At 65.0% G+C, this 26,954-nt stretch carries 24 protein-coding genes and 1 pseudogene; 8 read left to right on the forward strand and 17 right to left on the reverse strand.

What is annotated here, in order from left to right; genetic code table 11:
- Positions 1–938: 938 nt before the first annotated feature.
- From LY41_RS20405 to LY41_RS20440, 8 genes are read right to left on the reverse strand one after another with little or no spacing between them, the layout of a single operon-like run.
- A complete protein-coding gene (locus LY41_RS20405; protein WP_253865794.1) occupies positions 939–1,292 on the reverse strand; it encodes a hypothetical protein in 354 nt (117 codons plus the stop codon).
- The gene (locus tag LY41_RS20410; protein WP_253865795.1) at positions 1,289–1,837 is read right to left on the reverse strand and encodes a flavin reductase family protein; all 549 of its coding nucleotides are present in this window, start codon (positions 1,835–1,837) and stop codon (positions 1,289–1,291) included. Before LY41_RS20410 ends, LY41_RS20405 begins: the two co-directional genes overlap by 4 nt.
- Positions 1,818–3,377: an AMP-binding protein gene (locus tag LY41_RS20415; protein WP_253865796.1), complete on the reverse strand. Its 1,560-nt coding sequence runs from the start codon at positions 3,375–3,377 to the stop codon at positions 1,818–1,820. Before LY41_RS20415 ends, LY41_RS20410 begins: the two co-directional genes overlap by 20 nt.
- Positions 3,378–3,406: 29 nt before the next feature.
- A complete protein-coding gene (locus LY41_RS20420) occupies positions 3,407–4,651 on the reverse strand; it encodes a thiolase family protein (RefSeq protein ID WP_253865797.1) in 1,245 nt (414 codons plus the stop codon).
- Positions 4,652–4,661: 10 nt separating this feature from the next.
- The gene (locus LY41_RS20425) at positions 4,662–5,453 is read right to left on the reverse strand and encodes an enoyl-CoA hydratase/isomerase family protein (RefSeq protein ID WP_253865798.1); all 792 of its coding nucleotides are present in this window, start codon (positions 5,451–5,453) and stop codon (positions 4,662–4,664) included.
- Between the two features lie 2 nt (positions 5,454–5,455).
- Positions 5,456–6,253 carry an enoyl-CoA hydratase/isomerase family protein gene (locus tag LY41_RS20430; RefSeq protein WP_253865799.1) on the reverse strand — a complete coding sequence of 266 codons (798 nt, stop codon included), beginning with the start codon at positions 6,251–6,253 and terminating at the stop codon, positions 5,456–5,458.
- Between the two features lie 5 nt (positions 6,254–6,258).
- The gene (locus LY41_RS20435) at positions 6,259–7,023 is read right to left on the reverse strand and encodes an alpha/beta fold hydrolase (RefSeq protein ID WP_253865800.1); all 765 of its coding nucleotides are present in this window, start codon (positions 7,021–7,023) and stop codon (positions 6,259–6,261) included.
- A complete protein-coding gene (locus LY41_RS20440) occupies positions 7,023–8,042 on the reverse strand; it encodes an LLM class flavin-dependent oxidoreductase (protein WP_253865801.1) in 1,020 nt (339 codons plus the stop codon). Before LY41_RS20440 ends, LY41_RS20435 begins: the two co-directional genes overlap by 1 nt.
- A gap of 1,008 nt (positions 8,043–9,050) precedes the next feature.
- On the opposite strand from LY41_RS20440, the pseudogene LY41_RS20445 reads away from it, so the two are divergent.
- Positions 9,051–9,502: pseudogene (locus LY41_RS20445) on the forward strand (helix-turn-helix domain-containing protein); the annotation flags it as partial.
- Between the two features lie 80 nt (positions 9,503–9,582).
- Here LY41_RS20445 and LY41_RS20450 read toward each other — a convergent pair.
- Positions 9,583–10,113 (reverse strand): nuclear transport factor 2 family protein, encoded by a 531-nt coding sequence (locus LY41_RS20450; RefSeq protein WP_253865802.1) that lies wholly within the window; start codon positions 10,111–10,113, stop codon positions 9,583–9,585.
- 151 nt (positions 10,114–10,264) lie between these two features.
- On the opposite strand from LY41_RS20450, the gene LY41_RS20455 reads away from it, so the two are divergent.
- Positions 10,265–11,041: an SDR family NAD(P)-dependent oxidoreductase gene (locus LY41_RS20455; protein ID WP_253865803.1), complete on the forward strand. Its 777-nt coding sequence runs from the start codon at positions 10,265–10,267 to the stop codon at positions 11,039–11,041.
- A 173-nt stretch (positions 11,042–11,214) separates the two neighbouring features.
- Here the strand turns inward: LY41_RS20455 and LY41_RS20460 are convergent, their stop codons facing one another.
- The 7 genes from LY41_RS20460 to LY41_RS20490 all read right to left on the reverse strand — a co-directional run bounded on the left by LY41_RS20460 (position 11,215) and on the right by LY41_RS20490 (position 19,840).
- Positions 11,215–13,251 (reverse strand): acetate--CoA ligase family protein, encoded by a 2,037-nt coding sequence (locus tag LY41_RS20460; protein ID WP_253865804.1) that lies wholly within the window; start codon positions 13,249–13,251, stop codon positions 11,215–11,217.
- 46 nt (positions 13,252–13,297) lie between these two features.
- Entirely contained in the window at positions 13,298–14,116 is an 819-nt protein-coding gene (locus LY41_RS20465; protein WP_253865805.1) for an enoyl-CoA hydratase/isomerase family protein, read from the reverse strand.
- A 50-nt stretch (positions 14,117–14,166) separates the two neighbouring features.
- Complete coding sequence (locus tag LY41_RS20470) at positions 14,167–15,141, reverse strand: 3,4-dihydroxy-2-butanone-4-phosphate synthase (protein ID WP_253865806.1); 975 nt, start codon at positions 15,139–15,141, stop codon at positions 14,167–14,169.
- Positions 15,138–16,121, reverse strand: a complete 984-nt coding sequence (locus LY41_RS20475) for a phosphotriesterase family protein (RefSeq protein WP_253865807.1) — start codon at positions 16,119–16,121, stop codon at positions 15,138–15,140. The genes LY41_RS20470 and LY41_RS20475 overlap by 4 nt, the downstream gene beginning before the upstream one ends.
- A 182-nt stretch (positions 16,122–16,303) precedes the next feature.
- Positions 16,304–17,857: a TRAP transporter large permease gene (locus LY41_RS20480; protein ID WP_253865808.1), complete on the reverse strand. Its 1,554-nt coding sequence runs from the start codon at positions 17,855–17,857 to the stop codon at positions 16,304–16,306.
- A 69-nt stretch (positions 17,858–17,926) separates the two neighbouring features.
- Positions 17,927–18,475: a TRAP transporter small permease gene (locus LY41_RS20485; RefSeq protein WP_253865809.1), complete on the reverse strand. Its 549-nt coding sequence runs from the start codon at positions 18,473–18,475 to the stop codon at positions 17,927–17,929.
- Between the two features lie 75 nt (positions 18,476–18,550).
- Positions 18,551–19,840, reverse strand: coding sequence for a TRAP transporter substrate-binding protein (locus LY41_RS20490; protein ID WP_253865810.1), 1,290 nt, complete (start codon positions 19,838–19,840; stop codon positions 18,551–18,553).
- Between the two features lie 509 nt (positions 19,841–20,349).
- Here LY41_RS20490 and LY41_RS20495 point away from each other — a divergent pair.
- From LY41_RS20495 to LY41_RS20520, 6 genes are all read left to right on the forward strand, one after another.
- A complete protein-coding gene (locus LY41_RS20495; RefSeq protein WP_253865811.1) occupies positions 20,350–21,399 on the forward strand; it encodes an LLM class flavin-dependent oxidoreductase in 1,050 nt (349 codons plus the stop codon).
- A gap of 61 nt (positions 21,400–21,460) precedes the next feature.
- Positions 21,461–22,171, forward strand: coding sequence for a TetR/AcrR family transcriptional regulator (locus tag LY41_RS20500; protein WP_301297386.1), 711 nt, complete (start codon positions 21,461–21,463; stop codon positions 22,169–22,171).
- A gap of 5 nt (positions 22,172–22,176) precedes the next feature.
- On the forward strand, positions 22,177–23,409 hold the full coding sequence (locus LY41_RS20505; protein ID WP_253865813.1) for an acyl-CoA dehydrogenase family protein: 1,233 nt from the start codon (positions 22,177–22,179) through the stop codon (positions 23,407–23,409).
- A 111-nt stretch (positions 23,410–23,520) separates the two neighbouring features.
- Positions 23,521–24,465, forward strand: coding sequence for a cyclase family protein (locus LY41_RS20510; protein WP_253865814.1), 945 nt, complete (start codon positions 23,521–23,523; stop codon positions 24,463–24,465).
- Positions 24,466–24,574: 109 nt separating this feature from the next.
- Positions 24,575–25,093, forward strand: a complete 519-nt coding sequence (locus LY41_RS20515; RefSeq protein WP_253865815.1) for a flavin reductase family protein — start codon at positions 24,575–24,577, stop codon at positions 25,091–25,093.
- Between the two features lie 31 nt (positions 25,094–25,124).
- Entirely contained in the window at positions 25,125–26,066 is a 942-nt protein-coding gene (locus LY41_RS20520; RefSeq protein ID WP_253865816.1) for a LysR family transcriptional regulator, read from the forward strand.
- Here the strand turns inward: LY41_RS20520 and LY41_RS20525 are convergent.
- Positions 25,998–26,924, reverse strand: coding sequence for a LysR family transcriptional regulator (locus tag LY41_RS20525; RefSeq protein WP_253865817.1), 927 nt, complete (start codon positions 26,922–26,924; stop codon positions 25,998–26,000). The two genes, LY41_RS20520 and LY41_RS20525, sit on opposite strands and share 69 nt — an antisense overlap.
- Positions 26,925–26,954 lie beyond the last annotated feature (30 nt).

A 26,954-nucleotide genomic window follows, 5' to 3' on the forward strand; every position in this document is an offset into this window, starting at 1 on the left:
CACTGCGCTGGCCGCGGGTCACGATGCCCGCCACGGCCGCCTGAGGTTGTATTGCCCAGCAGGTGTCCTGTGCAGACAGTTCGGAACCGGCGGCCTCTGGGCCCCGGGGATCCCTAGTCGTGACCTGGGAGCAAAGCCGGCCGTGCCGTGTTCGGGTCGGCCCCGATACGATCGCCCCGGTTCAGGACCGGCGTCGTTATTCGGCCGCCGGGGTCGCCGTGGTGATTGCCCGAACGACGTAGGTGGAGCCGTGGTCGATCGGAGATCGTGCGGCAATCCAGGCGTGGGTGTGTGATTCGGCCCGCTCCATCGCGGATGAGCACGACCGCGGCGAGAGTCATGAACAGGCTGAGCATCGACTCGCCGAGAACGCTGACGCATGCGTCGGCGTCACCGACCGAACCGATCAGGGTCGCGAGTCGTTGCAGCGCAGAGTTTTCGGTGTATCGCACCGAGGTGAATTCGAAGGCGGAAACGTCGCCAGTATCGAGCGGGATTTGGACTGCGGTCCTGACACAGCCCCAGCCTGCACACTCCCGACCGTCACCCGGAAACAGAGGATGGCCGGTTCTCGGGGTCTGGCTGCGCCGTTCCCGCGGCCTTTCGTGGCTCCTGATCGGGGGCTGTAGCTGCGCTGTTTCCAGTCCCGATAGGTCCGCTCTGCGACCCGTACGCCCGCTCGCGCGGAACCGCGCAGATCGACCCGACCCAGCGACCAGAGGCCCGATGCTCCGCGATGAATCCGGGAATCACCACTGGCAGAGGCCGGGCTCCGCCACGTCCCTCGGGATTGCGTTCGCCTGCGTAGCTCTCGCGGTGCCGGCGCACGAGCGCGGGCCGATGCGTTCGGACTCGGCCGCGTGTGAAACCGGCACGGTCGCCGCAGTCACGGCATCTCACACCGAGGACGGTTCAACCTTGTTCCCGCGGCTCCACGGTCACGGTTCGGGCCCATAGACCAGTACGAGCAGCCCGGCATGGGTTCGAATGAGGGCTCGGTACTCGTGTCCTCCACTGTGGATCGGACCGACCAGATCCGCCCCACCGTCGAGAAGCGGGGCGATCGCGGTCCCGACGCGATCAGTCTTCGCCGTCAGGACCAGCTCGCCGGGAGCCGGATGATCCTCCGGGCCGGCGAGTGCTACCCCTAGGTTCGCCGACGACGGGTCAAGCGCTGCATACCGATTCCCGTCACGGAACTCCACGGTGGTGGACAGCGCCGCGAGGTCGTCGATCATCGCGTCCATCTCGGGGGCAGTGACTAGCACGTTCTTCAGCTGCAACCGGGTCATGCCGCGCGCTCCGGCTCGAGGAGAGACCGGAATCGGCTGCGATGGAACACGAGCGGCGCCGTGTCGGCAGTGGTTTCCAGTCGCTCGATCTCGAGCAGCACGATCACGTGGTCCCCAGCGTCCAACTCGGCATGCATGCGACAATCGAGCCAGGCGACGGCTCCGTTGAGGAACACCGCTCCAGTTTCCGACGCCGTCCAGGCCAGGTTCACGAACCTGTCTCCGCTTCTGGCCGACAGCGACCGACACGCCGCCTCCTGCCCGGAGGCGAGAATGCTGACCCCGAGCTTGTGCCGGGATCGTAGCCGCGGCCACGTCGTCGACGACTTCTGCACGCAGACCGACACCAGCGGTGGCTCCAATGAGACGCCCGTGAAGGCGCTCGCCGCCATTCCATCCGGACCGCTGGGACCCTGCGTGCACAACGCCGTCACGCCGGTCGGGAAGCTTCCGAAGGTGGTGCGGATCTCACGCTCGTCAAGCTGGCTGACAGATTGCATTCCCATGGCGACCTCCTCCGCTCGATCAATGGATCTTGCGCTCAAGTCCGGTCCAGTAGTGATCTCGCAGTTCGCGCTTGAGCACCTTGCCCGCGGAGCTGCGCGGCAAGCTTCCGGTGATATCGACGCGTTTGGGGGTCTTGACGCTGCCGAGCCGGTCCTTGCACAGGGCGATAATCTCGTCCTCCGTGATCTGCGCGCCGCTGTTGAGCTCCAAGACTGCGGTGACCCGCTCACCCCAGTCTTCGTCGGGGATTCCGATGACCGCGCAGTCCTGGACCGCCGGATGACCCCAGATGACCTGCTCGATCTCCTGCGGATAGATGTTCAAGCCACCGGAAATGATCATGTCTTTCTTGCGGTCGACCAAGTGTAGTCTGCCACCACCATCGAGCCAGCCGACGTCGCCGGTGTGCAGCCAACCACCGACGAGGGTCACGGCGGTGGTCTGCTCATCCCGGTAATAGCCAGGGGTCACCATGTCACCGCGTATGCACACTTCGCCGGGCTCACCGCTGGGCACCTCATGGCCGGCGTCGTCGAGGATCTTCAGTTCGATGAACGGCGTCGGGTATCCGCAGCTGGTCAGGACCTCGTCCGGCGCGATCTCACCGTCCACCCAATGATCCTGTGGGGCCAACCACGTGCACATAGCCGGTGCCTCGGACTGGCCGAAGAACTGCGCCATACACGGGCCGAAGACCGTCAGTGCCCGTTTGAGCTTGTCCAGTGACATCGGGGCAGCGGCGTAGGCGAAGTACCGGACCGAGCTGAAGTCCCGCTCCTCGATGCCCGGGTGGTCGAGCATCCGATACACCACAGTGGGCGGCAGAAAGAACTCCGTGACCCTGTGGGTCTCGATGGTGTCGAGCATCAGCCCGACGTCGGCGCCGGGGAGGATGACGACCGAACCCCCGCGGGCGAGCGCGGCCAACGACATCATCCCCGCTGCGTGGGTGAGCGGCGCCGCCACCATGACCACGGGCCGCTCGCCGGCCTCATACGTGAAACTCACCATGTAGCCGGCGAGGAAGTTGTAGAGCACGCGCTGTGTCAGCATGACGCCCTTGGACCGGCCCGTGGTTCCGCCGGTCGGCATGAGGACCGCCAGGTCCTCCCGGTCGCTGGGCAGATCGAGCGGGGTCGCATCCGCGCCCGCCAGCCACTGTTCCAGCGACGGGATGTCGCCGATCTCTTGGTCGAGGCACACCAGGAGCTTCAGGCCCGGAAGCTCCGCACGGAGTTTGTCCACCATTTCCCGGTATCCACTGTGGAAGAACAGCACGGTGCACTCGAACTGGCCGAGCACGTGGCGGGTGTCGTCGAACGCACTGTTCGGGTTCGCCGGAATCCACGTGACATTGGCGCGGTGGAAACCGAAGGCGCACAAGAAGGACACCGCGCTGTTGGTCGACAACACAGCCGCATGCGTGCCCGGACCGTGGCCAAGCGCGCGGAGCGTGTTGGCCACGCGATAGGTGAAGACCTGTGCCTCACGGTAGGTCCAGCTGCGATCTCCGTCGACCATGCACTGCTCGTCCGCGCCGTAGGTCGCGCCACGGTCTAGGAAGTGGGTGAACAACATCGTCGTTGCCTCCTTGGCTAATGGTCCGTCTACGCCCCTGGAGCGGAGAAGATGGCGACAGTCGCCGCAGCCTCCTCGACGCCGAAAATCCCGCCGCCGTTCTCGAGTACCGCGTGGCGTGCGCCGTCGACCTGCCGCTCATCGGCGCGGCCCCGCAGCTGCATCACGAGTTCATGCGTCTGGGCGAGTCCCGTCGCGGCTATCGGGTGTCCTCGTGACTCCAGTCCGCCCGATACGTTGATCGGGATCGAGCCACCGAGCGTGGTTTCCCCCCGCTCCGCGGCGAGACCCCCCTCTCCCCGACGCGCCAGCCCCAGATTCTCCGCGTGCAACAACTCGCCGAACGCGGTCGCGTCGTGGAGTTCCGCCACGTTCATCTCGCCGGGCCCGAGACCGGCTACCTCGTACGCGCGGTCCGCGGTCAACTTGGTGATGTGACGATCCCAGTCGTGCGCATCGCGGTCGACTCCGGATGCGAGCTCTAGCGCTGCGATTGTCACGGCCTGACCGGTCGCCCCGAGTGCGCGGGCCTTATCCGCCGAGCACACGAGCACCGCGGCTGCGCCGTCGGAGTAAGGCGAGCACATCGGCACGGTGAGCGGATATGCCAGCGGCCGGGCGGCGAGCACTTCGTCGATCCGGAACTCTTTCTGAAAGTGGCAGTTCGGATTGAAGGTCGAGTGATAGTGATTCTTCGACGATATCGCCGCCAGCTGAGCCTGCGTCGAGCCGAAGTCGTGCATGTGCGCGCGAGCCCAGAAGCCGTAGATGTCCATGAAGATCGAGCGGTCGCCCTCGACTTCCAGTACTGTGTCGTCGCCTGCGAGGTCTCGCAACGCCAGGAGGACCCCCTCCCGGTCGTGTACGTCCATGCCCCCTTCGAACAACGCATCGCGGCGCGCGGAGTCGTCCGTGGACAGCTTTTCGGCACCAACGGCCATGACGCAATCGGCCAGGCCCGCCTTGACATGGGCCCAAGCGAGGTGGAGTGCCGTCGTGCCAGAGGCGCACGCATTCTCCGTGTTGACGATGGGCACACCCTCGAACCCCAGTGGCCGCACGGCCATCTGGCCCGGGTTCGCTGTTTGGCCCTCGATCAGCCCCTGACCGACATTGGCGAAGAACAGGGCTCCAACATCCGCCGCCTCGGCCCCTGCGTCATCCAGACAGGTTGTGATGGCCTCGGCTGTCATGGCTTTGACACTGCGGTCTGGGAAGACGCCGAAGTGGGTCATCCCGACACCGACGATGTAGACACGGTCCGCGTTCACCATGGCAGTCACCTCATCGTCCGACGAAGCGTGCCGGCCGGCGCTCGTGGAACGCGGCATTGCCCTCGGCCCGGTCCTCGGAGTGCGCCAGATCAGCGAAGGAGTTGACCTCCAGCCGGACCGCCTCGTTCAAGCTGAGTCCTGCGGAACGCCGCGCCACGTCCTTCATATAGCGTTGCGCGAGCGGGCCGCGAGTGGCCAGCACTTCGGCGAAACGCAGGGTCTCCGCGACCAGATCGGCCTGCGGGATGATCCGGTTGACCAGCCCGATCCGCAGCGCGTGCTCGGCGCCGATGCGGTCGCCGGAGAGGATGATCTCCATCGCGTTGCCCAGACCGACGATGTGCGGCAACCGCACGCAGCCGCCGTCACACGGGTGCATGCCCCGATTGACATCGTGAATCGCGAACACCGCATCCGGCGCGCAAAAGCGGATGTCCGTGGCGAGGGCCAGCTCGAGGCCACCCGAGATCGCGTACCCATTGATGGCGGAAATGATCGGCTTGGTCACGCGAAGTCCGCGGGTGATGCCTCCGAACCCGTAGCCGTCGACGAAGCGCTCCCGGAAGTACGGTGCGGGCTCACCCACGTAGCGTGGGGAGAACGTCTTCAGGTCGGCACCGGAGCAGAACGCCCCGTCGGCGCCAGTCACGACGGCGACACGGAGCGTCTCGTCCGCCTGAAACTCGGTGAAGGCCGCAATGAGCGCCTCATTCGCCTCGTAGTCGAGGGCGTTCCTCTTCTCCGGGGCATTCACGGTGATGAGCAATACGGCGCCGGTGCGCTCGGTCAGTACGGCAGACATCGTCACCTTCCCTTGAACGTAGCGGGGCGCTTCTCAGCGAACGAGGCGTAGCCTTCTCGGAGGTCCTCGGTATCAGCGAGATCCCGGAACGAGCGCGTCTCCATACGCAACGCCTCGTCCAGGTTCATTCCGATCGCGCTGCGGATGACGTCCTTGGCGAACCGCTGGGCGAGCGGAGCCCTGGTTGCGAGCCGCTCCGCGAACTCGAGCGTCCGCTCGAGCAGTTCATCCTGCGGGAACACGCGGTTCACGAGACCGATGCGCAAAGCGTGCGCAGCGTCGATCCGCTCTCCGGACAGGATCAGCTCCATCGCGTTGCCATGCCCTACGACGTGCGGCAGCCGGATGCTCCCGCCGTCGCAGGAGTGAAAGCCCCAATTGACGTCCTGCAGACCGAATATGGCGGTATCCGTACAAAAACGGATGTCGGCGGCCAGGGCCAACTCGAGCCCACCCGAAAGGCAGTAGCCGTTGATCGCCGTGACGACCGGCTTGGTGCCGGAGAAGTTCCGGGTGATACCACCGAATCCGGGACCGTCCGTGTACTCCACCCGGAAGTCGGCGCTCGACTTTCCGTCGAGGTACCGGCGCGGGTAATCGGTCATGTCGGCGCCGGCACAGAAGGCTTTGTCCCCCGCACCCGTGAGCACGGCGACATAGGCGTCGGCGTCCGCCTCGAACTCATCGAAGGCCTCGATCAACTCCTGGTTGGTGTCATAGTCGAGGGCGTTCATCTTCTCCGGCCGGTCGATCGTGAGGATCGTTACCCGCCCTCGGCTTTCCTTGAGGATCTTGGACATCGTGCTCACACCTCCTCGAGGAACCCGGTGAGGAGCGCCTCGAACGTTCGTGGGTCGTCGATCATCGGGAAATGGCCGCATCCTGGCAGCACCTCGACACGGCCACCGGGCAGCAGCCGGCGGAACTCCTCGAGGCAGTCGATGGACGGTCCGTCCGCGCCGAGCACCGCCATGGCCGGGACCGCCAACCGCGACATCGCCTCTACCAGATCGTAGTCCCGCACCGCCCACAGGATGTCGACCATGGAATGCACGCCTGCCTTCTGCCGGTCGACGTTCCATCGGTGAAACAACTCGGGCGTGAGCTCGCGAAACCGGGGAGCGACGGTATCGAACGGCTGGACGAGTTCGGCGAACATGCTCTCTATCCAGTCCCAGTTATCGGCCCACCACTGCTGCGGACGCAACTGGGTGTCGATGATGATCGCCTTATCAACACGCTCCGAGAAGCTCGCTCCCAGCTCGACGGCCAGCGTACCGCCGATAGAGCAACCGGCGACGCTCGTCCGCTGCACACCGAGCTGGTCGAGCAAGGCGATGGCTGCGCGCGCGTGGTCGTGCACGCTCAGGTGTCGGGTGTGAGGAGCGGAATCGCCGTGCCCGATCAGGTCCCAGACAATCACCCTACGGTTGCCGGCCAGCCGCTCGACGTTGTCGTCGAATTCGTGCAGCGACGTGCCGCCGGAATGCGCAAGCAGCAACGTCGGCCCGGCGCCGTGATCGACGTAGTGGACGCGGCCGTACTCGGTTTCCACGAAACCCTCGCCCATCAGTCATCTCCCAAGTGCGGCATGACCTGTTCGGCAAAAGTACGTAGCGAGTCGGGCTCCGCGCTGAAGTCGGCGAGTAGGACGTAGTCGACGCCCAGATCCTCCAGCACCTTCAGCCTCTTGACGACGTCCTCCGGGTAGCCGATCAAGGCGGCCTCGTCGGCCACAGCCTCCTCGGCTGTGCCAGTGGGCAGGTTCCCCCGCTCGGTGAACGAGGCCCACCTGGTCCCGGTCTGCGCGCCGAGCGCGTCGAGCTGACGGGCCCGATCGGCATGTGCGCGGCGGAGATCCTCGTCGTTGTCAACCAGGCGCAGGGCCCGGTTCACCGCCACGCTCTGCGGAGGTACCACGTTCCCCGCCTCGGCCGCGGCCTCGCTGTACTGCGCGATTCGCGTACCGATCAGATCGGGGGCGGCGATCTGATCCAGCAGCAGCCGGTGCCCGTTCCGGCCGGCCTTCACGGTCGATGCCTCACTGGTGGCACCGACCCAGATCGGTGGGCGTGGGGTCTGGGAGGGCGCCGGGTCGATGACGATGTCGTCGAACTCCCAAAACTCCCCCCGGTGGTCGAACCGTTCCCGGGTCGACCAGGCCTGTTTGCAGAACGCGAGAATCTCCTCATAACGAGCCGCAGCCTCATCCGGCGAGATTCTGAACCCGGCGAACTCGTGGGGGCGGTAGCCCTTACCGACGCCGAAGTCGAATCGACCACCCGAGAGCTGGTCAATCGTGGCGATCTGCTCGGCGAGCAGGACAGGATTGTGCCAAGGCAGCACGACCACCGAGGTGCCGAGCCGAATCGTCGAGGTCCTCCCGGCGAGATAGGCCAGCACCGACAGTGACGAGGACACTTGTCCGTTGCCAGTGAAGTGGTGCTCGACCAGGAAGACACTGTTGAACCCCAGCGCCTCAGCTTCGCAGATGTAGTCGCCGAAGGTTTGCAAGTTCTGCGCCGACGCAAAGCCCTTGGCTCCCGCACGACTCCCGGCTGAGACGTCCGTCATCAGTCCGAACTTCATGGGTTGACACACCTCCACATCGAGTCGGTGTCAATGCCGAGCCCTTCCCGAACAGCCCGACCTAGCCCACCCTCCTCCCTCGTGCAGCTCAAGTCAAGACGAACATTCCTTCTTTTTCGCTCGCCTGAGCTCATCGCTCTCGCGATGGGCTACCTGGCGCACCGGACAGCTCCAGCGGCACCCGCGTCCCCGTGCACGCACAACCGGCCTCTTCCCGGGAGCTCCGAGAAGGGGCCCGAAGCTCTCTGCGAACCGGTTACCATCCTTTTCGGACAATCAACACGCACGGAAAGGCTCCACGGTCCTATCCGCGGGACTACGCCACGTCTGCGGGTCGTGTCCACGATCCTCGGACAAGCCCGCCCCGTGCTCACGCCACATTCAACATCAGGGACTCTCGGAGTCCGGAGCTTCGACCGGACGCCTTGCGGCGTCACCGTGTTCGGCTACCTGCTCACGTGCGCCGAGGCTGGCGCCAGTGCCACCGTGGCGCTCGCGCCCGGAACCCGCATGCCTTCAGTCTCCCTCCGCCGGCCGAGGTCTCCAGCAAGGCCGCTCAGGGCCGGCCTCGTGGTGTAGAGTTCGTCCGGTCCAATATGGCGAGGCGCCGCAGCTGCCGCCCTCGAACCGATGCGCTGATCCGAGATCAGAGAACACGCCACCGGTACCTATCAGTGGAGATACCAGCGTGGTGCGAGTCGTAGTGCGAACTGGTGGCGACAGCGGATTCAATGGCCCGTGGTGCGAGAACCGCAGCACTGAAATCGCTGGTCAGCATGCCAACGTGGTCGATACGGCAGTCTTCTCATCTCTGGGTAGCAGGTGCGATGCGTGCCGGACTCCCCGAAACACCTACATGAACCCGAGGGGACGCGGTGCAACCATTGCCTGAACCAGCGGCAGGAAGGCACGGCTGAAACGCCGTCCGTCTCGCCTGCGACGACTGTGCTCAGACGCCCAACGTACGGGTCGACAGCCGCTACTGTTGGCGGACGGAACCGATCTCGCTTGCGAGCCGAGCTCGTCGCGCGTTGCCAGACTCGCCCGATCGCCCATACTGCCGCCGAGATGGGCATCTCCCGCCAATGCGCGAGTAAGTGGTCAACCGTCACCGCTGCTTCGGCAATGCGGGGCTGCTCGACCGCCCGAACGCCCCGCACGATCAGCCCACCGCCACTACGGCCGAGGTGGTGGCCCGGATCGAGCAGCTCCGCCGGCAACGGAAGTACTCCGCCCGCAGGATCGCCACCGAACTGGCCGCCGAGGGCATCACGATCTCGGTCCGCACCGTCGGCCGCCGGCTGCTGGAGCCCGGTCTGAACCGACGCCGCTTCATCGACCCCACCGGAGCCAGCAACCGGCAACCGCGGCGGATCACCGCCCGCTGGCCCGGACACATAATGCATGTGGATGTGAAGAAGACCGGTCAGATCCCGGACGGGAGAGGCTGGCGCGTCCACCGACCACACACCGCCGCCGGAAACCAACCACCAGCATCCCGACTCCACACCGGCGTCACCAACCTCACGGCCTCATACACCTAGCCGCTCTCCGCGCGTCTGTCGCCGACCACGTCGGCGAGTGCCCTCGTCACCGCAGCCGCCGGGTCCGCGTCGCCGCGAGCACCGCGCCGCCAGCTGTCCGGACTGGGCACCGCTGGATCGGGCGGGGCGGCATGTTCCCAGTCGAGCACGACCGTACGACTGGCCACGAGCCATCGACCATTGCGCTGCTCGAAGACGTCGACGTACCGGAGCCCCTGAAACGTCGCCGCACCGTCGATCGGCTGCTTTCGATACAGGCAGTAGGTCTCGACCTCGGCCCTTGTCCCTTCGCGCACGATCGTGGGTACGCCGAGGAAATGATAGGTGCTTTTCAAGCTTGCACCGTAGGAGCGGAAGAACTCGAAGAGCTCGTCGACAGTGCCGCTGAAGCGTCCATGATCGTCCGTGGCGTCCGGGTGGTAACACGTGCGCGCCAGCTCCCGGTTGCCGCGATCAATCGCGTGCGCGTACCGGCACAACACATCGGTGATCTCCGCCCGTGCGAGAAGATCCTCGACCAAGTACATGCTCCACCACCGTCCTATCTGGACTCTTTTGGCCCCGAGTCATTCGGGTCGGGTGCCGTCGTTGACAATGACGCACGTCTCATGTTTGAGTCAATGCTAGGTCCACTGTGGATCGATCCCGCGCATATCTAATATCCTGGAGGTCACCATCATGGCCAACACGAGTCAACGAGTAGCGATGGTGACCGGCGCCGCGTCCGGTATCGGCGCCGATATCGCCGTGCGACTCGCCGCGACGGGCATGGACGTGGCTATCCTCGACCGGGACGGCGAAGGACTTTCCGTGACCCGCCGACGCTGTTCCGGTGGTGTCGGCGATGTGTTCGAGATCGAATGCGACCTGCGAGAAGAAGCGCGTATCGAGGCCGCGCTGCGACGGTTCGGCTCCTGGCGCAACCATCTCGACGTCGTCGTGAACGCGGCAGGCGTGCTGGCCCGCTCCGACATCGCGGAGACGACATCGGAGATCTGGGCGGCCGTGTTGGACATCAATCTCACCGGAACTTTCCGGGTGGTGCGCGCCGCGCTGCCATACCTGACCCGGGACACCGCGGACCGCGCCAAGCGTGTGATCAACATTGGCTCGGGCGCTGCTGAGCAAGGCTACGCCTATCCCGCCTATACCGCGTCGAAGGGAGGTGTGGTAGCGCTCACCCGCGAACTCGCCGCAGAACTCGCGCCGCACGGTGTAACGGTCAACGCGATCAATCCGGGATTCATCCGTACCGCGATCAACGACAACGCCTGGAGCGACGACGAGGCGAGGAGCCGGGTCGAGGGAACCATCCCGTTGGGCAGGATGGGCCGGCCCGAGGAGGTCGGCGCGGTAGCCGACTTCCTCGCCTCGCCGGAATCGAGCTACGTCACAGGACAAGTAATCACCGTCGACGGCGGCCGATCCACCATTTCCCCGCCTCCACCCCGGTAGTCGTACTCCACCCCGGAGCTGTCCGTCGTAGCGTCCGAACTGGACGCAGCGCCGGTTCCTCGAGGGGAAGGATCGAGCACATTGAGGGTTTCACCTGACTCCCCGCCGAACCACCCGCCGTTCAGGCACACCGGACGGGTGCCGGGATCGACCGTCGCGCAATCGTCAGCAGCTCACTCAGGTTCCGCCTCGGTCACAACCGCGTCGGCCGCGAAGCATTCGGCGGGGGTGACGATCAACGGATTGATCTCGACCGTCTCGTAGCCGGCCAGTGCGCCGTTCGCGAAGGACTCGCACAGTCCGGCGAGGGTGCTCACTGCTGTTTCGTGGCCGTCGACCCCGACCGCGGCGAGCAGTCGTTCGGCCTCACCCGGACGCAGCGGCAATCGCCGTGTGGTGGATCGATTGGCGAGTTCGGTCGCGGTACCTCCGAGTCCTACGACGACGTACTTGCCGAGCACCGGATCCGTGTTCAGCCCCACCAAGATCTCGGTGCCGAACACCATCTCCTCGACCAGATAGCCTTCGATGTCACTGGTCGCGAGCCCCGCCGCGACCACGTTCGTCTCGATCCGCTTCGTGGTCTCCGCAAGGTCGCCGGTCTGGCAGACACCGAGCACGACACCACCGATCCTGGCCTTGTGGCTGACCGATGCGACGACCTTGACCGCGAAGGGCGGCCGTAGTCCGGCCGCGGCCTCGGTAGGGTCCTCGCCGTGACCGACCCGGACACCCCGGGCGATCGGGACGCCGGCCGAAGCAACGATCTCCCTCGAGTCGGCCTCGCTCAACACTCGCGCGCTGGCCTCGGCGGTCGCCGATGCGCGCTCGCCCACCTGTGTACCCGCAGGAAAGATCTTGGCCAAGGCGGAAAAGGTGAGCCGGAGGTTCTGCACGACACCCACCTGCGGATGCCGTTGCCGGTAGTCGTGCACCCAATCGGTGACCGGTACCGGCGCCATCGAAGTGATGACCAGTGGTGCGCCGTGTTCGGCCGAGAGCCGCGCGAGATCGTTCCAATTCCAGGTGTGCACCGACTGTTCCGGCGACTCCGAGGGAAACTGGACGCTCCAGGGCATCAGCACGAGGCCCGTGTTCGGATCGCCGAACACGATGCTGTTGATGCTCTCGTCGCCTTCCCTTCGCTTGACCCCTATGACGTCGAGCGGGTTGTCCACGAACGACCCCGGACCGGCCAGTTCACGAATCCTGCTCGTCGTCTGCTCCGCGAAGACGGTGAGGTTGACGCCGTAACGATCGGCGAGGTCGCTACACAACGCGGCGGCGCCACCGGAACCACCGAGAATCGACACCGCCTTCGGACGCCCCGGCGTCGCGCCGAGCAAGCTCAACGTCGCCAATCGCATCAGCTCGTCGATGCCCTCGGCGCGCAACACCTCGTGCTCGCGCAGCAGCTCGGAAAGCACCGAGTCGGTCCCCGAGATGCTCGCCGTGTGCGAGAGCACGGCACGCTGTCCCCTCTCGGACACTCCGGACTTGAGAACGACTATCCGCTTGCCGAGTTGGCGGGCGGTCCGAAACACCTCGACGAACGCGGGCAGTTGCTGCCTGGAGATTCCTTCGAGGTAAACGCAAACCACCCGGGTGGTGCTCCTGCGCACGGCGAGGTCGAGGGCCTCGGCCACGCCGAGCACGGCTCCGTTGCCGGTGGAGACGCACATGTCCACTCCGAGGTTCTCCTCGGCCGCGCCGGCGATCAGAGCCGAGAGCAACGCCCCGCTTTGCGAGACGATCGAGACCGGCCCCGACCGGGCTGACAACCAGGCAGGCTCGGCGATCGCGCACAGTCCTTCGGCGAAGTCGGCGAAACCGACGCAGTTCGGGCCCCAGAGTCGAGTCGCGGTCCCGGAGACGATGTCGACCAGTTCCTCCTGCAGCCTCCGCCCGACATCGTCCCCTCGTTCGACGAAGCCATCGGAGACCAGCACGATGTCGCTGGTACCGGCAGCGGTGAGCTCCCGGACGGCCTCGACGCTCGCCTCCCTGCGGATGGCGACGACCGCCGCGCGGGGCCTGGCGGGTAGATCGCTGACGCTCGGAACAGCCGACAGACCATCCACGGTCTCATGATTCGGGGTGACGGGCACGAGCTCAAGGTTCGGGTCGAGGGTGCGCAGGTTGTGGATCGCGCAGTTGGTCCAGAAGTTCCGAGGGGACGCACCGACAACGGCGACGGTGGATCTGGGCACGGCGAGGCTCTCCTTCGTATTCAGGTGGTTCGGGCGCACATGCGGATCAGCTCGTCAAGGAGCCGCCATCGGCGTACCAGGCACGAGCCTCGGCGATGCCCAGCTCGGCCAGTTTGTCGACCATGTGCCGGTTTCCTTCCGAGGTGTGGATGAGCGCGTCCCAACCGGCACACGCGTCCAGCGTCTCCCGGAAACCTTGCCGGATCAGCACATCGTTCGCGGCCCGCTTCTTGATCTCCAGCATGTCCAACGGGGTCTTCGCGACTTCGCCGGCGACTGCCTTCGCCTTGGTGAGCACCTCATCGTCGGAAACCGAGTAGTTGGCCCAGCCGCGCGCGGCCGCCTCCGCACCCGTCATGTGGCTACCGGCGGTGTAGGAGAGTTCCTTCGCCTTCTTCGGACCGATCTGGTACATCGCGGTGGGTCCCAGCATGCCTCCGCCGATCGGCAGCACCGGCCAGGCGATCTTGGTTTCATCGCCGACGACCGCGAGGTCAGCACAGGCCGGAATCAGGGTCGCACCACCCGCGCAGTGGCCGTGCACCGCCGCGACGACAGGTTTCGGCACGTCGAAGACAGCCGAGAAAACCCGGATGTGCCAGCGAAGCCGCACCCAGTCCTCGTGGGCGCTTCGGTGGCTGTAGCCGTTCTGAGCCGACGCAGGTTTACCGACGTCCCAGCCGACGCTGAACGCCCGGCCTTCGCCGCGAACGATGATCACCGAGACGGCCGGGTCGGCACCGAGTTGCCCCAGCACCCGCTCATACTGCTCGAAGAGGTCGTGGTTGAAGGCGTTGAGTTTGTCCGGGCGGTTCAACACCACCTCGGCTACCCGCCCTTCCTGTTCGACATTGACGTTGTTCACGGTGTCTTCCTTCTCCTTAGGGGTAACCGGCGGCACGGGCACTCGCGGGGTCACCCGAGGGGCGATCCAGGCGATGTGGACCTTCGCCGATAAAGCAGAGTGCCGTTACCTCGGCCGGCGATCGTACGCAGCGCCTCAACAAGACGAGTCCGGCAATCGCAGCCGTTCGGGTCGAAAAGACTGTGTACGCATTCCTGGTGGACCTCGGGAGGCCACAGGTGCTTCGGGTCGCCGAGCGTCAGCGCGGTAGTCTCGACCTCACCGGCGCTCCACCGCACCGCGCGAAAGGTCCTGCCGTACATGTCGATGTCGAACCGGTGGGCACCGGGAAGGCCCCACAGGCCGGAACACAACCGACGACGCAGCACCGAAGACACAGTCACCACAGGCAGCGCCATCGACCCGGCCCATTCCACGATCTCCTGCTTCTTCGCGGAACGTGTCGGGTCAAGAGTGGAGACGAGACACGCGTGCGCCGCCGCGAAACCGGCTTCGGCGATTCCGACCAGGTCCGTCGCCGCCTCACCGATCGTCGCCGCACCGAGAAGTCCGGCTTCGTGCGCTCGGTAGGTCATCACATGCCCCGGCCGGGTCAATCGCTCCGGAGCTGTATGCGGATCGGCGACCAACGCGATGGTATGCGCGCGATCCGTCGCCGAGATACCCGTTCCCGGCACTTCGGCGGCATCGAAGGCTACGCCATAGGTCGACATGCCGGCCGCGTTCCGACCGGCCGGCATGGGATCGAGTGCCAACCGGTCGGCATCACTACACGGCAGCGAGACTTGGATGAAGCCCGACGTGTGTCGGACCATGGTGGAAACCAACCCTGGCGTGGCATACCGCGCCGCGAAGAGTAGATGGCATTCCGACTCCTGGCCGAGGTCGTCCACGAGAACCACGGCTTTTCCCGCCGCCAACACTCCCGTCACCTCGTCGAGAGTGTCCTGAGAGGCTTCCGCGTCGTCGGCCGAAACATTCAGTGGCGTGCTGTCCGACTGAACATACTCGGGTGCGACCGTCATCGGAGCGCCTCCGTGTCCTGGCCGGCGAGTATCTTGCGCGGGTTGTCCACCAGCATCGTTTCGATGTCACTCTGCGTGACACCAGCTTCGAGCAGCGCCGGGATGACATCCTCGGTGATATGGGTGAACCGCCAGTTCGGCATGTTCCTGGCGCGGAAGTCGTCGGGGAAATTGTGACTGTGGCAGGAGGCATCGTGGGAGAGCACCATCCGGCTCGCGTAACCGCGCTGTGCCAGTTCCGCTACCGTTCTCACCCGATTTTCGAAGGATAATCGATTGTCGAGACCAAATCGGTCCATCCCGAGATAGGATCCATTGTCGAGCAACCGCAACAGATAGTCGAGATCGTCCGAATCGCCACTGTGACCGATGACGACGGATCCTGGATCGACACCTTCCTCGGCGAAGATCTTCTGCTGATCCAGGCCTCTTTGCGTGGATACGTCGGTGTGGGTCGAGATCGGGACTCCGGTCTCGATGTGGGCGCGAGCCACCGACCGGAGAACCCTTTCCACATCCGGCGTGACGCCGGGAACGTCGGTGGCACACTTCAGGATTCCGGCCTTGACACCTGTCCCCGCGATACCCTCGGTGATGTCTTTGACGAACATACCGGTCATCGGCTCCTCGCCGCCGACCATGCGCCCCGGACCGCGTAGCCGCAGGTAACTCGGCAGCTCCGTGAACGTGTAGAAACCGGTGGCGGCGACGATCGAAACCGGGGACCTTTCCGCGACCTCGCACACTCTGCGAATGTCCCTTCCCAGTCCGAGCACGGTGAGGTCGACGATCGTGTCGACCCCACATCGCTTCAGCGCGGTGAGCTTGTCGACGGCGTCCGCGACCCGCACCTCGTCGTCCCATGTATCCGGGTAGTTCACCGCGTACTCGTGGTTCAGCACGAACACGTGCTCGTGCATGAGCACCCGGCCGAGATTCGCCTCATCAACAGATCCGGTGACGGTCTGGACAGTGGCCATCGATGCGATCTCCCTTGCCTGAAGCGACGGTGCGATCTCCCGGATGTCTGCTATCGAGGTCGTGAGAGTGCCTCGCAGGCCGGTTCGGGGTCGACCACATCGTCAACCTGACGCGCGTCTCATGTCCGGTGTCAATACTGACGCGCTTCTCATGTTTAGTCAAGACTCTGCCACTGGGGCGCTCATGGCGACATTCCCTCCGGCAAGAACGTTGCGATCTCCGGGAAGAAGATGAAGATCAGGGCGACGACGAGGGTCACCGGCAGGAACCACAGCTGAGCGACCATGCAGTCCTTCAACGAGATCGAATGGCCCAGGTTCACCTCCTTTTCCCTGCCGATGTTTTCCACGATGTAGAGCAGCAAGCCGACCGGCGGGGTGATAATGGCCAGCTCGCCCATGAAGACGGCGAAAACGCCATACCACAGCAGCGAGATGTCCAACGCCTCCAACGTCGGTATCAGCAGTGGAATGGTCAGCACCATCATCGAGAGCGGGTCCATCACCGTGCCCATGACCAGATACGCGACGAGCATGACCAAAAGGAACTCGACCCTGCCGAGCTCGAGCCCTGAGACCCAGTCGGTGAACGCCGCGCCGATGCCGGTGATCGACAGCATGTCCGAGAGGACGTACGCACCGATGATCAGAAAGAAGATGATTCCCGCGCTCTGCAAGGTTCCGGATATCGCCTCGCGTGCGGCTGAAGCGGGTCTGTCGCCGCGCTTGATCCAGAACATCGCCACGAGGGCCAGCAGTGCGCCCACGGCGCCCGACTCGGTCGCGGTGAACAGTCCGGTGTACAGGCCGCCGATCACGACGAGGATCAGGAACGGTACGAGCCATACCGCCTTCAAGCTCGCGAACCGCTGGCTCCACGAGACCCGCGTTTCCGTGGCGGCGGCCGCGGAGCGTCCTGACTTGGACGATCTTCCGATGCTCAACAGCACGATCATCAACGAGTACATGACCGAGACGACGATCCCGGGCACGATGCCGGAGAGCAGCTGCGGACCCACCGGGGTCTCGGCGATCCCGGCGTAGATCACCATCATGATGCTCGGCGGGATGAGGTGACCGGGAAGACCCGCGACCAGGACCGAGCCGACCGCCAGCCTGCGGTCGTAGCCGGCCTTCAGCATCTCGGGAATGCCGATGCGACCGAGCGCGTACGTGGACCCGATCGTTGAACCGCTGATCGAGGCCATACCGGTGCCCGCGACGTTCGTTCCGATCGCCAGACCGCCGGGCAACCAGTTCAGCCAGGTTCTCCCCGCGTTGTACAGCCGCTCGGTGACGCCGGACTTCCAGAGCAGCAGGCCCATCAAGATGTACATCGGCAGTACCGTGAAGCTCCATTGGGCCACCGACTCGTACGGCACCTTCGTCAGTACGCTCCACGCGGCCTCGCGTCCCTCGATAGCCCACATGCCGAGCCCCGCGGCAGCGATCATCGAGATGGCGACCGGGACCTTGATCAGGATCAAGGTCAACATCAGGACGAAGGCCGTGCCACCGACACCTTCACTGATCAAGCGCCCGCTGAACATCAGCCAGACGCACAGCGCGATGATCAAATAGGGAAGCAAGCGCGTCGCGACCCGCACGACGGACGGACCGCCGGGGCCGGCACCTCCGTGCCGGATGTCGTCGGCGCGGTTCGTCGATTCACCGATCGGGACCTTCTTGTCCAGTGCCGGCGCGGCTCCTGGCGTTTGTTCTTGCACCAGCTTCACATCCTCGTCATCGTCAACGACGATCTGCCGTGCGCACGGGAACCGCCGTGCGCTGTCGGTTGAGAGGGGTCAGTGACCGCTCTTCGGCGGACTCGGCTCATCGGCTTCCGTGGCTTCGACCGGTATCCCGCGTGTTGTCGCGGTCCTGAGCAGACCGGAGAGCGCGTAAAGGGATAGCACCGCGAAGGCGAAGGGCGGGAGGAACGTCACCGGCCACACGACGACTCCGGTCACACCCGCGGTCAAACCGATGTCGAGATTGTGCATCGCCTCGGTGAGCGTGCTCCAGGTGAGTACCGCGAGCACCCCGACCGAGAGAAGGTAGGCGAAGATGGTGAGGTCCTTCTGATGGGTTCTCGGAAGTCGGTCGAAGAGCAGCCGAACCTCGATGTGCTCCCGTCCCCGTTGGGCGACAACACATCCGGCGAACGCAATGCCCGCGAGGTACCACATACCGGCGTACTCGGTCGTTCCCGCGAGCGGGAAGTCGAACCACTTCCGGGACAATGAGTTCGCCACCGAGTGCAGCATCAGTAGAAGCAGCGCGGTGCCGCCCAGCGCCTGCAGCACGGCCGCCAACCCCTTCTCGAGTGTCGACCACAGTCGAGTTCGGTCCATATCTGCATCCAGTCGAGTTCTCGCCGGCACGCCGAGGCCGGCGTGCCGGACCGTGGAGGTTACGGGAATTCGCGATCAGGAAGGACGGTCTGGCTTCATGACGTTATCCATGAAGTACGACACCATCGGCTCGAGGTCGATGTCCTGCTTCGGGTACCACTCGGCGAAGTCGGCGAAGTCGCCGGCGTCGTGGTAACCCAATTCGCCGGTAACGGCCTTCTTCCATGACTCCGTATTGTCCAGCAGGTTCCTCACCAGTTCCGGCCTTTCAGCTCGGCCGGCTTCGAGCACGCCGTCGTTGAACTTTTGCAGGGTTTCGACCACTTCCGGGGACCATTTCTTCACCTGGCCGCCGCTGGCCGAGACTTCCTTCAACGCTTCGACCTCGTACTGCAAGGAAGAGTTCAGGCCCGCTTCCACCAAGACGTCCAGCTTGTCCCAGAGCAGTTGTCGCGCGGGCAGCGGTAGGTCCTCCCAGAAGTTCTGTCCGAAGCTGAACGCACCAGGAACATCTGCGAAACCGGTCTCGGGGCTGTACGAAACCTGGTTCGCGATCTCGAGTGCACCGATGAGCTTGAGCGTGCTCATCGACATCTCACCGCAGTCGATCACGCCGCGCTGCAGACCCTGGTAGATCTCGGACATGTCCAGATCGGCTGCCGTGATCCCCATAGCATCCAGCTGTTTCGCGTGAATCCGTCCGCTGGCCCTCGCAACAAGCCCGTTCATGTCCTGCTGCGTCGTCGGGGCCTTCTCACCACAGGCCAGCATCACCATTGGGGAAATCGGCCACAGCGGGAATACCGGCTTCAGTCCCGCCTCCTCCAGCTCACCGACGACCTCCTTGCTCTGCACGGACGTCTGGATGAACGAGCCGAACCGTTGCAGCCGCCCGACCAGCGGCGTGTGCTTGCCGACGAAGGTCAGGTCGACGAGCTTGTTCGTCTCCGGATACTCATCCGGCTGGTAGAGCGGGGCATGACGAGCGAAGTCGAGTCGACCGTCGGCGAGCGCTTCGCCGGACTTGGCAAGTGACGCGATGGAGGAGGAGTACGAGATCTCGGCCTTGATCTTTCCGCCGGACCACTCGTCGATTATTTTTGCGTATTCCTCGACCGGCCTGCTGTTCAGCGCACCTTTCGGCGAGAGCGTCTGCATGCTCATCGTGATGGGATCGATGTCCTGAAATGCCTGAATGTAGTCCTGCTTCGACGCCCCGGCCGGCACGGCTGCACCCGCGCCACCTTTCGTGTCGGCCGACGGATCCGCGCATGCCGAAAGGATGAGCGCGGATACGAGCACGATCAGCAGAATCCCTTTAGGCAGAGCAATCCTTCGGTACCTGGGCAGGTTTACGTGGGTCATGCTGTTCCTTTCGAACCGGCCGCGGCTCCGTGAAAACGAACGCCTCCGAGCGAGCACGCAGGAGCGTGCGGATCTACGGCCGGTGCTGGTGAGGACTCCTTGCAGGAGGGAGAATGTAGGTGCGGCTGTCGGCGGTGCGAGCTCGTCTCGAGCTGCCGCCGGCGGTCAATAGGCCGGCACCTTCGGCAAAGACTCGGGGCAGCGCGGATTCGAAGTGTCGGTCATCGGTGTGCAAGCTCCTTCGGTCACACAGTCGTTGTCGTACACATGCAACACCCGGCCCTGGTCACGCTTGCGTGGAACTCCCGCAGCGTCGGCCCGCGCGCTCATCGGATGGCGCTCGTCCTCCTTGACAATGAGAAGCGTCTCATGTTTAGTTTCCTGATGATGACGCGCGTCTCATGTTTAGTCAAGACCGCTACGACGAGACGCCAGGATTCACCGGTTTCCCGCGATCACGAGGGAGTCGTGGTTCGATCGGCAACCGTGACCGGCCATTAAGGAGAGCCATGAGTGTCACCACACCGCACTACGGAATCTTCAGTCTTTCCAACGTCCCGCCGTGGAACACCCACAACGAGGTGGTGCACAAGGCGGTTGAACAGATCAAGCACGCCGACCGGCTGGGCTTCGAGGAGGCATGGGTCGCCGAACACAACGGTCGCCGATACGGGATCGTGGCTTCGGCGCAGCTGTTGCTCGCGGCCGCCGCTCCCGCTACCAAGCGCATCCGCCTCGGCTCCGGAGTCTCCCGCCTACCCATGCACCACCCGTTACGGCTGGCCGAGGACTACGCCTACGTGGACCAGCTCAGTGACGGACGGCTGAACTTCGGCATCGGCAAGGCGTACGACAAACTGGAGTTCCAGGCCTATGGCATCCCGGAGGACGAACGCGACGAGCGCTACGAAGAGGCCTTCGACATCATCATGCGTGCATGGCGGGAAGGGAAGGTCCGCTACCGGGGTAAGCACTACCAGGTCCCCGGCGAAGGTGAAGTCGCCGACGAGATCGAGCTGTTCCCCGAGGTCGTCCAGAAGCCGACACCGCCGGTCTTCGTGATGGTGTCCGCCAGCGAGGACTCGCTTCGACTGGCGGCCCGTCGCGGTTTCTCGTTCGTACTCGGTCAGCGGCCGACCCGCGAGGACGTGCGCCGGCTCGTCGAGGTGTACCGCGAAGAAGCGCGCGAGGCCGGTTACTCCTTCGACAGCATCGACGAGAACATCGCCCGTGCGTCCCAGCTGAAAGCCATCCACGTGGCCGAGGACCGCGAGCAGGCCAAGGAGGAGTACCGCGAGGGCTACATGTGGTACGTGAACCTCCTGGCCAACCGCGCCAAGGTCGGCCTCGGAATCGATGAGCTCAGCTTCGACGAGTACATCGAGCGCAAGACGCTGCTGCTGGGTTCGGCCGACGATGTCGCCGAGGAGCTCGCGTCCTTCCACAGCCACACCGGCCTCGGTGGCCTCGTGGCCTGGTTCGACGCGGGAAGCCAGCCGCAGGATCAGGTCCTTCGTTCGATGACGATGTTCGCGGAGAAGGTACGACCACAGCTGTAGCGCACACGTCTGGCCTCGGCATCCCATAATCACGGGAGACGTCGAACCACTGGGAGAAACGATGGGGACCTCTACACCGCCCACCGCCGAGAACCTTGAGACCGGTGCACCTGCCTCCGCCCAACCACGAACGGCGCGAGGACGCAAAACACGGGAACGTCTGCTGACCGCAGCGCGGGCTGTGTTCGAGACCAACGGTTATCTGGAAACCCGGGTCACCGACATCTGCGACGAGGCGGGGCTGGCGAACGGCACCTTCTACATCTACTTCCAAACGAAGGAAGAGATCTTCTATACGCTGGTCGACTCGGCCATCTCCGACCGTTACCTGATAACCGAGGTCCCCGATGATTTCGAGGGCACGGTCGTCGACCGTTTCGCCTACACCCTTCGCCAGTACTTCGCCGAGGTCAAGCGCAACAGGCGGTTCAGCCGCATCGTTGAGCAGGTCGCGACCTTCGACGAGCACATGCGCGACAACCGCATGCAGATCCGGCGAAAGTTCAGGCAACGCGTCCAGCACGGCATCGAACGGCTGCAGCGACAGGGCGCAGCCGATCCGAACATCTCGGCCGAGCTCACCGCCGAGGCCATCGTGTCGATGATCAATAATTTCGCCTACATCAACCTCTCTCTCGGTGAGCGTGAGGACATGAATATAGAGCAGGCGGTAGCCACGCTGACCAGCATTTGGCAACGCGCCCTCGGACTCGACATCGACGAGGCCACCACCGACGAGAACAGGCACAAACCCAAGAAGAGAAGGAATTGAAACGGATGGACTTCACCGTTCCCGAGGAAGCGGAGGAGACCGCGAACGCGGTCCTCAGCTTCATCCAGCGATACGTGGAGCCGATCGAGCGTGAACACGCGGACCTGCTCGAAGGCGAACGCAACCGCTACGACGCCAACGGGATCTACACCCCGGAAGTACTCAAACTCCGCAAACAGGTACGGATGGCCTCGGCGGAGGCCGGCTTCTACACCATGTTCGGTGACGAGGCGCTCGGTGGCGGCGGCCTGGACGAAGTCTCGCTGGTACACATCCAGGAGGAGCTGAACCGCGTGTGCGGCCCGTACCGGCCACTGATCCACGAGAACGTCATCCCCTCGGTGTTCACCAACGGTCTCAGCCCGGTGCTGAGGCAATTGCGGGACGATGTGCGAGACAGGCATCTCGCCGGAATCGCCTCCGGGGAGAAGACTTTGTGCTTCGGCCTCTCCGAGCCCGGTGCCGGTTCGGACGTGCAGCGGATCCGCACTCGTGCCGTCAAGGACGGGGACGAATGGGTGATCAACGGCTCGAAGCAGTGGATTACCAATGCTCCGTACGCCGACTACTGCATCCTGTTCGCGGTCACCGACCCAGAGGCCAACAGCCAACGAAAGGGCGGGATCACCGCATTCTTCGTGGACACCAGCAGCGACGGCTTCGACTGCAGTAGTGTTATCCCGGTCCTCGGACACGTTGGTTCACACATAGGGATCGTGTCGGTGGACGATCTCCGCGTCCCCGACGACCACGTGATCGGAACCCTGCACAACGGGCTCGCGCTCGCACTGCTAGGTATCAGCAAAGGGCGACTCTCGATGTCGTCCATGTGTGTCGGACTTGCCCGATGGGCGCTCGGTCTGTCCCTCGACTACGCCAACCAGCGGGAGACCTTCGACAGCGCCATCGGCGAGCACCAGGCCATCCAGATCAAACTCGCCGAAATGGCGATGGACATCTACGCGGCCAAGTCCGTCGTCGGAAGGACCGCATCGGCGGTGCGGGACGAGCGCCGCGCCATCAAGGAAACCTCGATCGCCAAGGCATTGTGCACCGAGATGCTCGGGCGGGTGTGCGACGCCGCTATTCAGGTGCACGGTGCGATGGGCCTCACCAACGAACTCCGCCTACAAGAGGCATGGCGGCACGCGCGAACCCTCCGCATCCCCGACGGCACCTCGGAGATCCAGCGCCGCACCATTGCCAGCCGACTGCTCAGCGGGGACGACGCGTTGTAGCGGCAGGTCGCGAGCCCGCGGCCGGGCCGCTCGCCCTCGGCCCGACCGCGCGCCGCATGCCCCGGGCGAGCGGCACACCCTGATCGTCGATTCGAGAGGCACGACGTGAGTATGGACGCCACAAGACTACCGAAGTACTCCGAGCTCCCCCGCCTTGACGACATCGGAGCGAACTACGCCTGGGACGTCTTCGGCGAAGGCGACGAGCTCGGCACGCTCAACCTGATCGATTCGGACACGTTACGTCAGGCGAGCAGCTTGGTGATGGACGGCGACCGGGTGAACCTCAGCCTGCCGCTCGACCAACCGAACCCTCCGCTGTTTCGCCGAGAGCCCTTCCAACACACGATCAAGCGGATCGGCAGTATGTGGGACGACAGGCTCGACTCGTTCTTCCCGCAAGGCTCGACCCAGTGGGACGGCTTCCGGCACCACCGCGTACGCGAACACGGCTTCTACGGCGGCGTACGGGACGATCCCGCCACCGGTAACCCCCGGCTGAGTATTCACCACTGGGCCCGGTCCGGGATCATCGGTCGTGGCGTGCTGCTCGACGTCGCGGCCCACCTCGACACGGCCGACTACGATCCGTTGGCCGAGCGTCCCATCACCGCCGATGAACTGCGCGCGGTCGCCTCCGCACAGGACGTGGAGATCCGGCACGGCGACATCCTGTGTGTACGTACCGGATGGCTGTCCGCGTACCGCGCGCTGGACGATTCGGAACGGGCAGCGATGGCTGAGAAGAAGGGTGATTTCAGCTCGGCGGGGCTCTCCGCCGACGAAAGCACGGCGCAGCTGCTCTGGGACTGGCGGATCGCGGCTGTCGGCGCAGACAATCCCGCGGTGGAGGTGACGCCGGGTGATCCGGCTGTCGGCAGCCTGCACCGCAGACTGCTCGCCCTGCTGGGGATTCCACTCGGCGAGCTGTTCGACTTCGACGACGTCGCGACCCGGCTGCACGGCGCCGGCAGGTCGGAGTTCCTGTTCATCTCGGTTCCACTGGCACTTGTCGGCGGGTTGGGATCACCAGCCAACGCCGTCGCCCTCCTCTGAAGGCGTGCTCAACGGTGCGCACGATCGGAAGGCCCGCTTTTCACCCGACCACCCCACCCCGCCCCATGTCGTGTGGGCGGCCGTCACCGTATGACCCGGGATCGAAACCATGACTTCCAGAGCATCGAATACGCACGGCAACGCCATACACAGGACCATTTCGAGCGAGGTGATGCGGAACGTTCTCGGCTCCTTCTGCTCCGGGGTCGTGGTCATCACCTCCACCGACGGGGATCCGGTCGGCCTCACGTGCCAGTCCTTCGCATCGCTTTCCCTTGATCCGCCGCTGGTGACGTTCGCGCCGGCGCGCAGTTCCCGTAGCTGGCCCCGGATCCGCGACGTGGGTTCGTTCTGCGTCAACATATTGGCGTCGGATCAACGTTTCATCAGTGATCAGTTCGCCCGCTCCGGCTCGGACAAGTTCAGCGGCGTCTCCTGGTCACCGAGCCCAGGCGGCGCGCCGCTGCTACGTGGGGTCATCGCGTGGATCGACTGTACTTTGTGGAGCGAATACGACGGCGGTGACCACACGATCGCCGTGGGTAGCGTGCGGGACCTGGAGACCTACCCACACCGCGACCCGCTGCTGTTCCATCGCGGTGGCTACCTCGACCGGATCGCCGGTTGAGGCCATGTCCCGGTTGGATCCACTCGACCGCATGGCCACGGCATCGGTCGATCTGCGTCGCCTCGAGTACTTTCTGGCGATCGTCGACCACGGCGGCGTCGGAAGGGCCGCCGAGGCTTTGCTGGTGGCTCAGCCCTCGCTGTCGCAGGGCATCAAGGTACTCGAACGGGAGCTCGGTGCGCGTCTTTTCGACCGTACCGGGCGGCGCCTTACGCTCACCGAGGCCGGCAGCGCCCTGGTGGGACCGGCCCGGCAGATGTCGCGGAACGTGCGGGCGGCTTCCAGGGCGGCACGGCGGGTTGCCGAGCTGCGCGGCGGTTGGCTGACCCTCATCGCCCTGCCCACGCTCGCCGTCGACCCGCTGGTTGAGCTGACCAGTCGGTTCCGATGTCGATATCCGGAAGTCGGGCTCGATGTGCTCGCCCCGGACCACCCAGCCGATGTGGAGGAACGAGTTCGTTGCGGCGACTGCGAGTTCGGTCTGACCCTCCTACCGGAGGGATCCGACAGGCGTGACGAACCAGACCTGACCGTACACGAACTGGGTGAGCGCCGGTTCGAGGTCGTGCTGCCACCGACCTCCGTCGAACCGGACGCCGAAGGCCAGGAGGACTCCGAAGACGAGGTACCGGTCACGCGGACCTCGCTCACCGACCTTCCCTGGGTCCTCACCCCGCCCGGCAGCGCCACCCGCGACCTCGTGGAAACCGCCGCTGGTGGCGAGATCACCGTGGCCGTCGAGACCGATGACCGGGATGCGGTGCTTCCGCTGGTACTGGCCGGCGCGGGTGCGACCATCCTGCCGGCACCGGCGGCCGAGGTGGCCGCGCTGCGGGGCGCACGGGTGCGCTCGACGCACCCGCCTCTGGCCAGGAAGATCGGCCTCGTTCACCGTCGAGGACCACTATCCGCGCCCGCCGAGGCTTTCCTGGCGGTGGCGGTCGCGAGTCCGGGAGGTGATTCGGGAATCTAGGGCCATCTCGCGGAAAGCACCGGCGGCGGACGACAACGCGCCGGGCCGGTGGAAAAGGGCGACCTGGCGACGCAACGGCGGCTGGACGGGTCGAATCACGGCTTTACGGCGAGCGGCCTCCTCGGCACGCGGACCTGGCAAGAGGCTGGCGCCGACCCCGGCGAGCACCAGGGGCAGGATGGCTTCCCTATGCGCGACCTGCACTGCGATCCTGGTCCGCACCCCGGCGGCGTCCAGCAGCGGTTCAAAGAAGTCGCGCTGCGCCGAGCCTTTCGGCACCACGATCATTCCCAGCTCGTCCAGCATCTCCAGGGGTATCGGTACCCCGGCATCGGACGCGTCCGACGGTTGCACGAGGAAGATCTCGTGCTCACCGACGATATGGCTGTCCAATCCGGACAGGGGCTGTGGAAGGTAGCCGAGACCGAGCTCGCACTCCCCGTCCCGCACCAGCGTGGTCAGCGAATCCTCCCGCGCCGCGGCCTGCAACCGCACGTGCACATGAGGATTCTCGATACGGAAGCGACCGAGAAGAGCTGCCGTGGGATCGGCCGAAAGCGCGGGCTCGCTGACGATGTCCAGGCGACCCCCGGCGAGGCCGAGCGCACCGGCGACCGCGGAACGCGCCGTGACCGCGTCCCTGCGAAGTTGCCGCGCCGGCCGGATGAACGCCTTTCCTGCGGGAGCAAGAACCATCCGCCGCCCGACCCGGTGGAAAAGCTCGATGCCCAGTTCACGCTCAAGGGATCGGATTCCCTGTGAAAGCGAAGGCTGCGCGGCGTGCAGTGCGGCCGCCGCACGCCGAATGCCACCGTGTTCGACGACCCCGAGAAAGTACTCGACCTGTCGCAGTTCCACAGTCGCCACGGTAACCCAGTCCGGTGTGGA

Source organism: Prauserella halophila, assembly GCF_024171895.1.
Lineage (GTDB): Bacteria > Actinomycetota > Actinomycetes > Mycobacteriales > Pseudonocardiaceae > Prauserella > Prauserella halophila.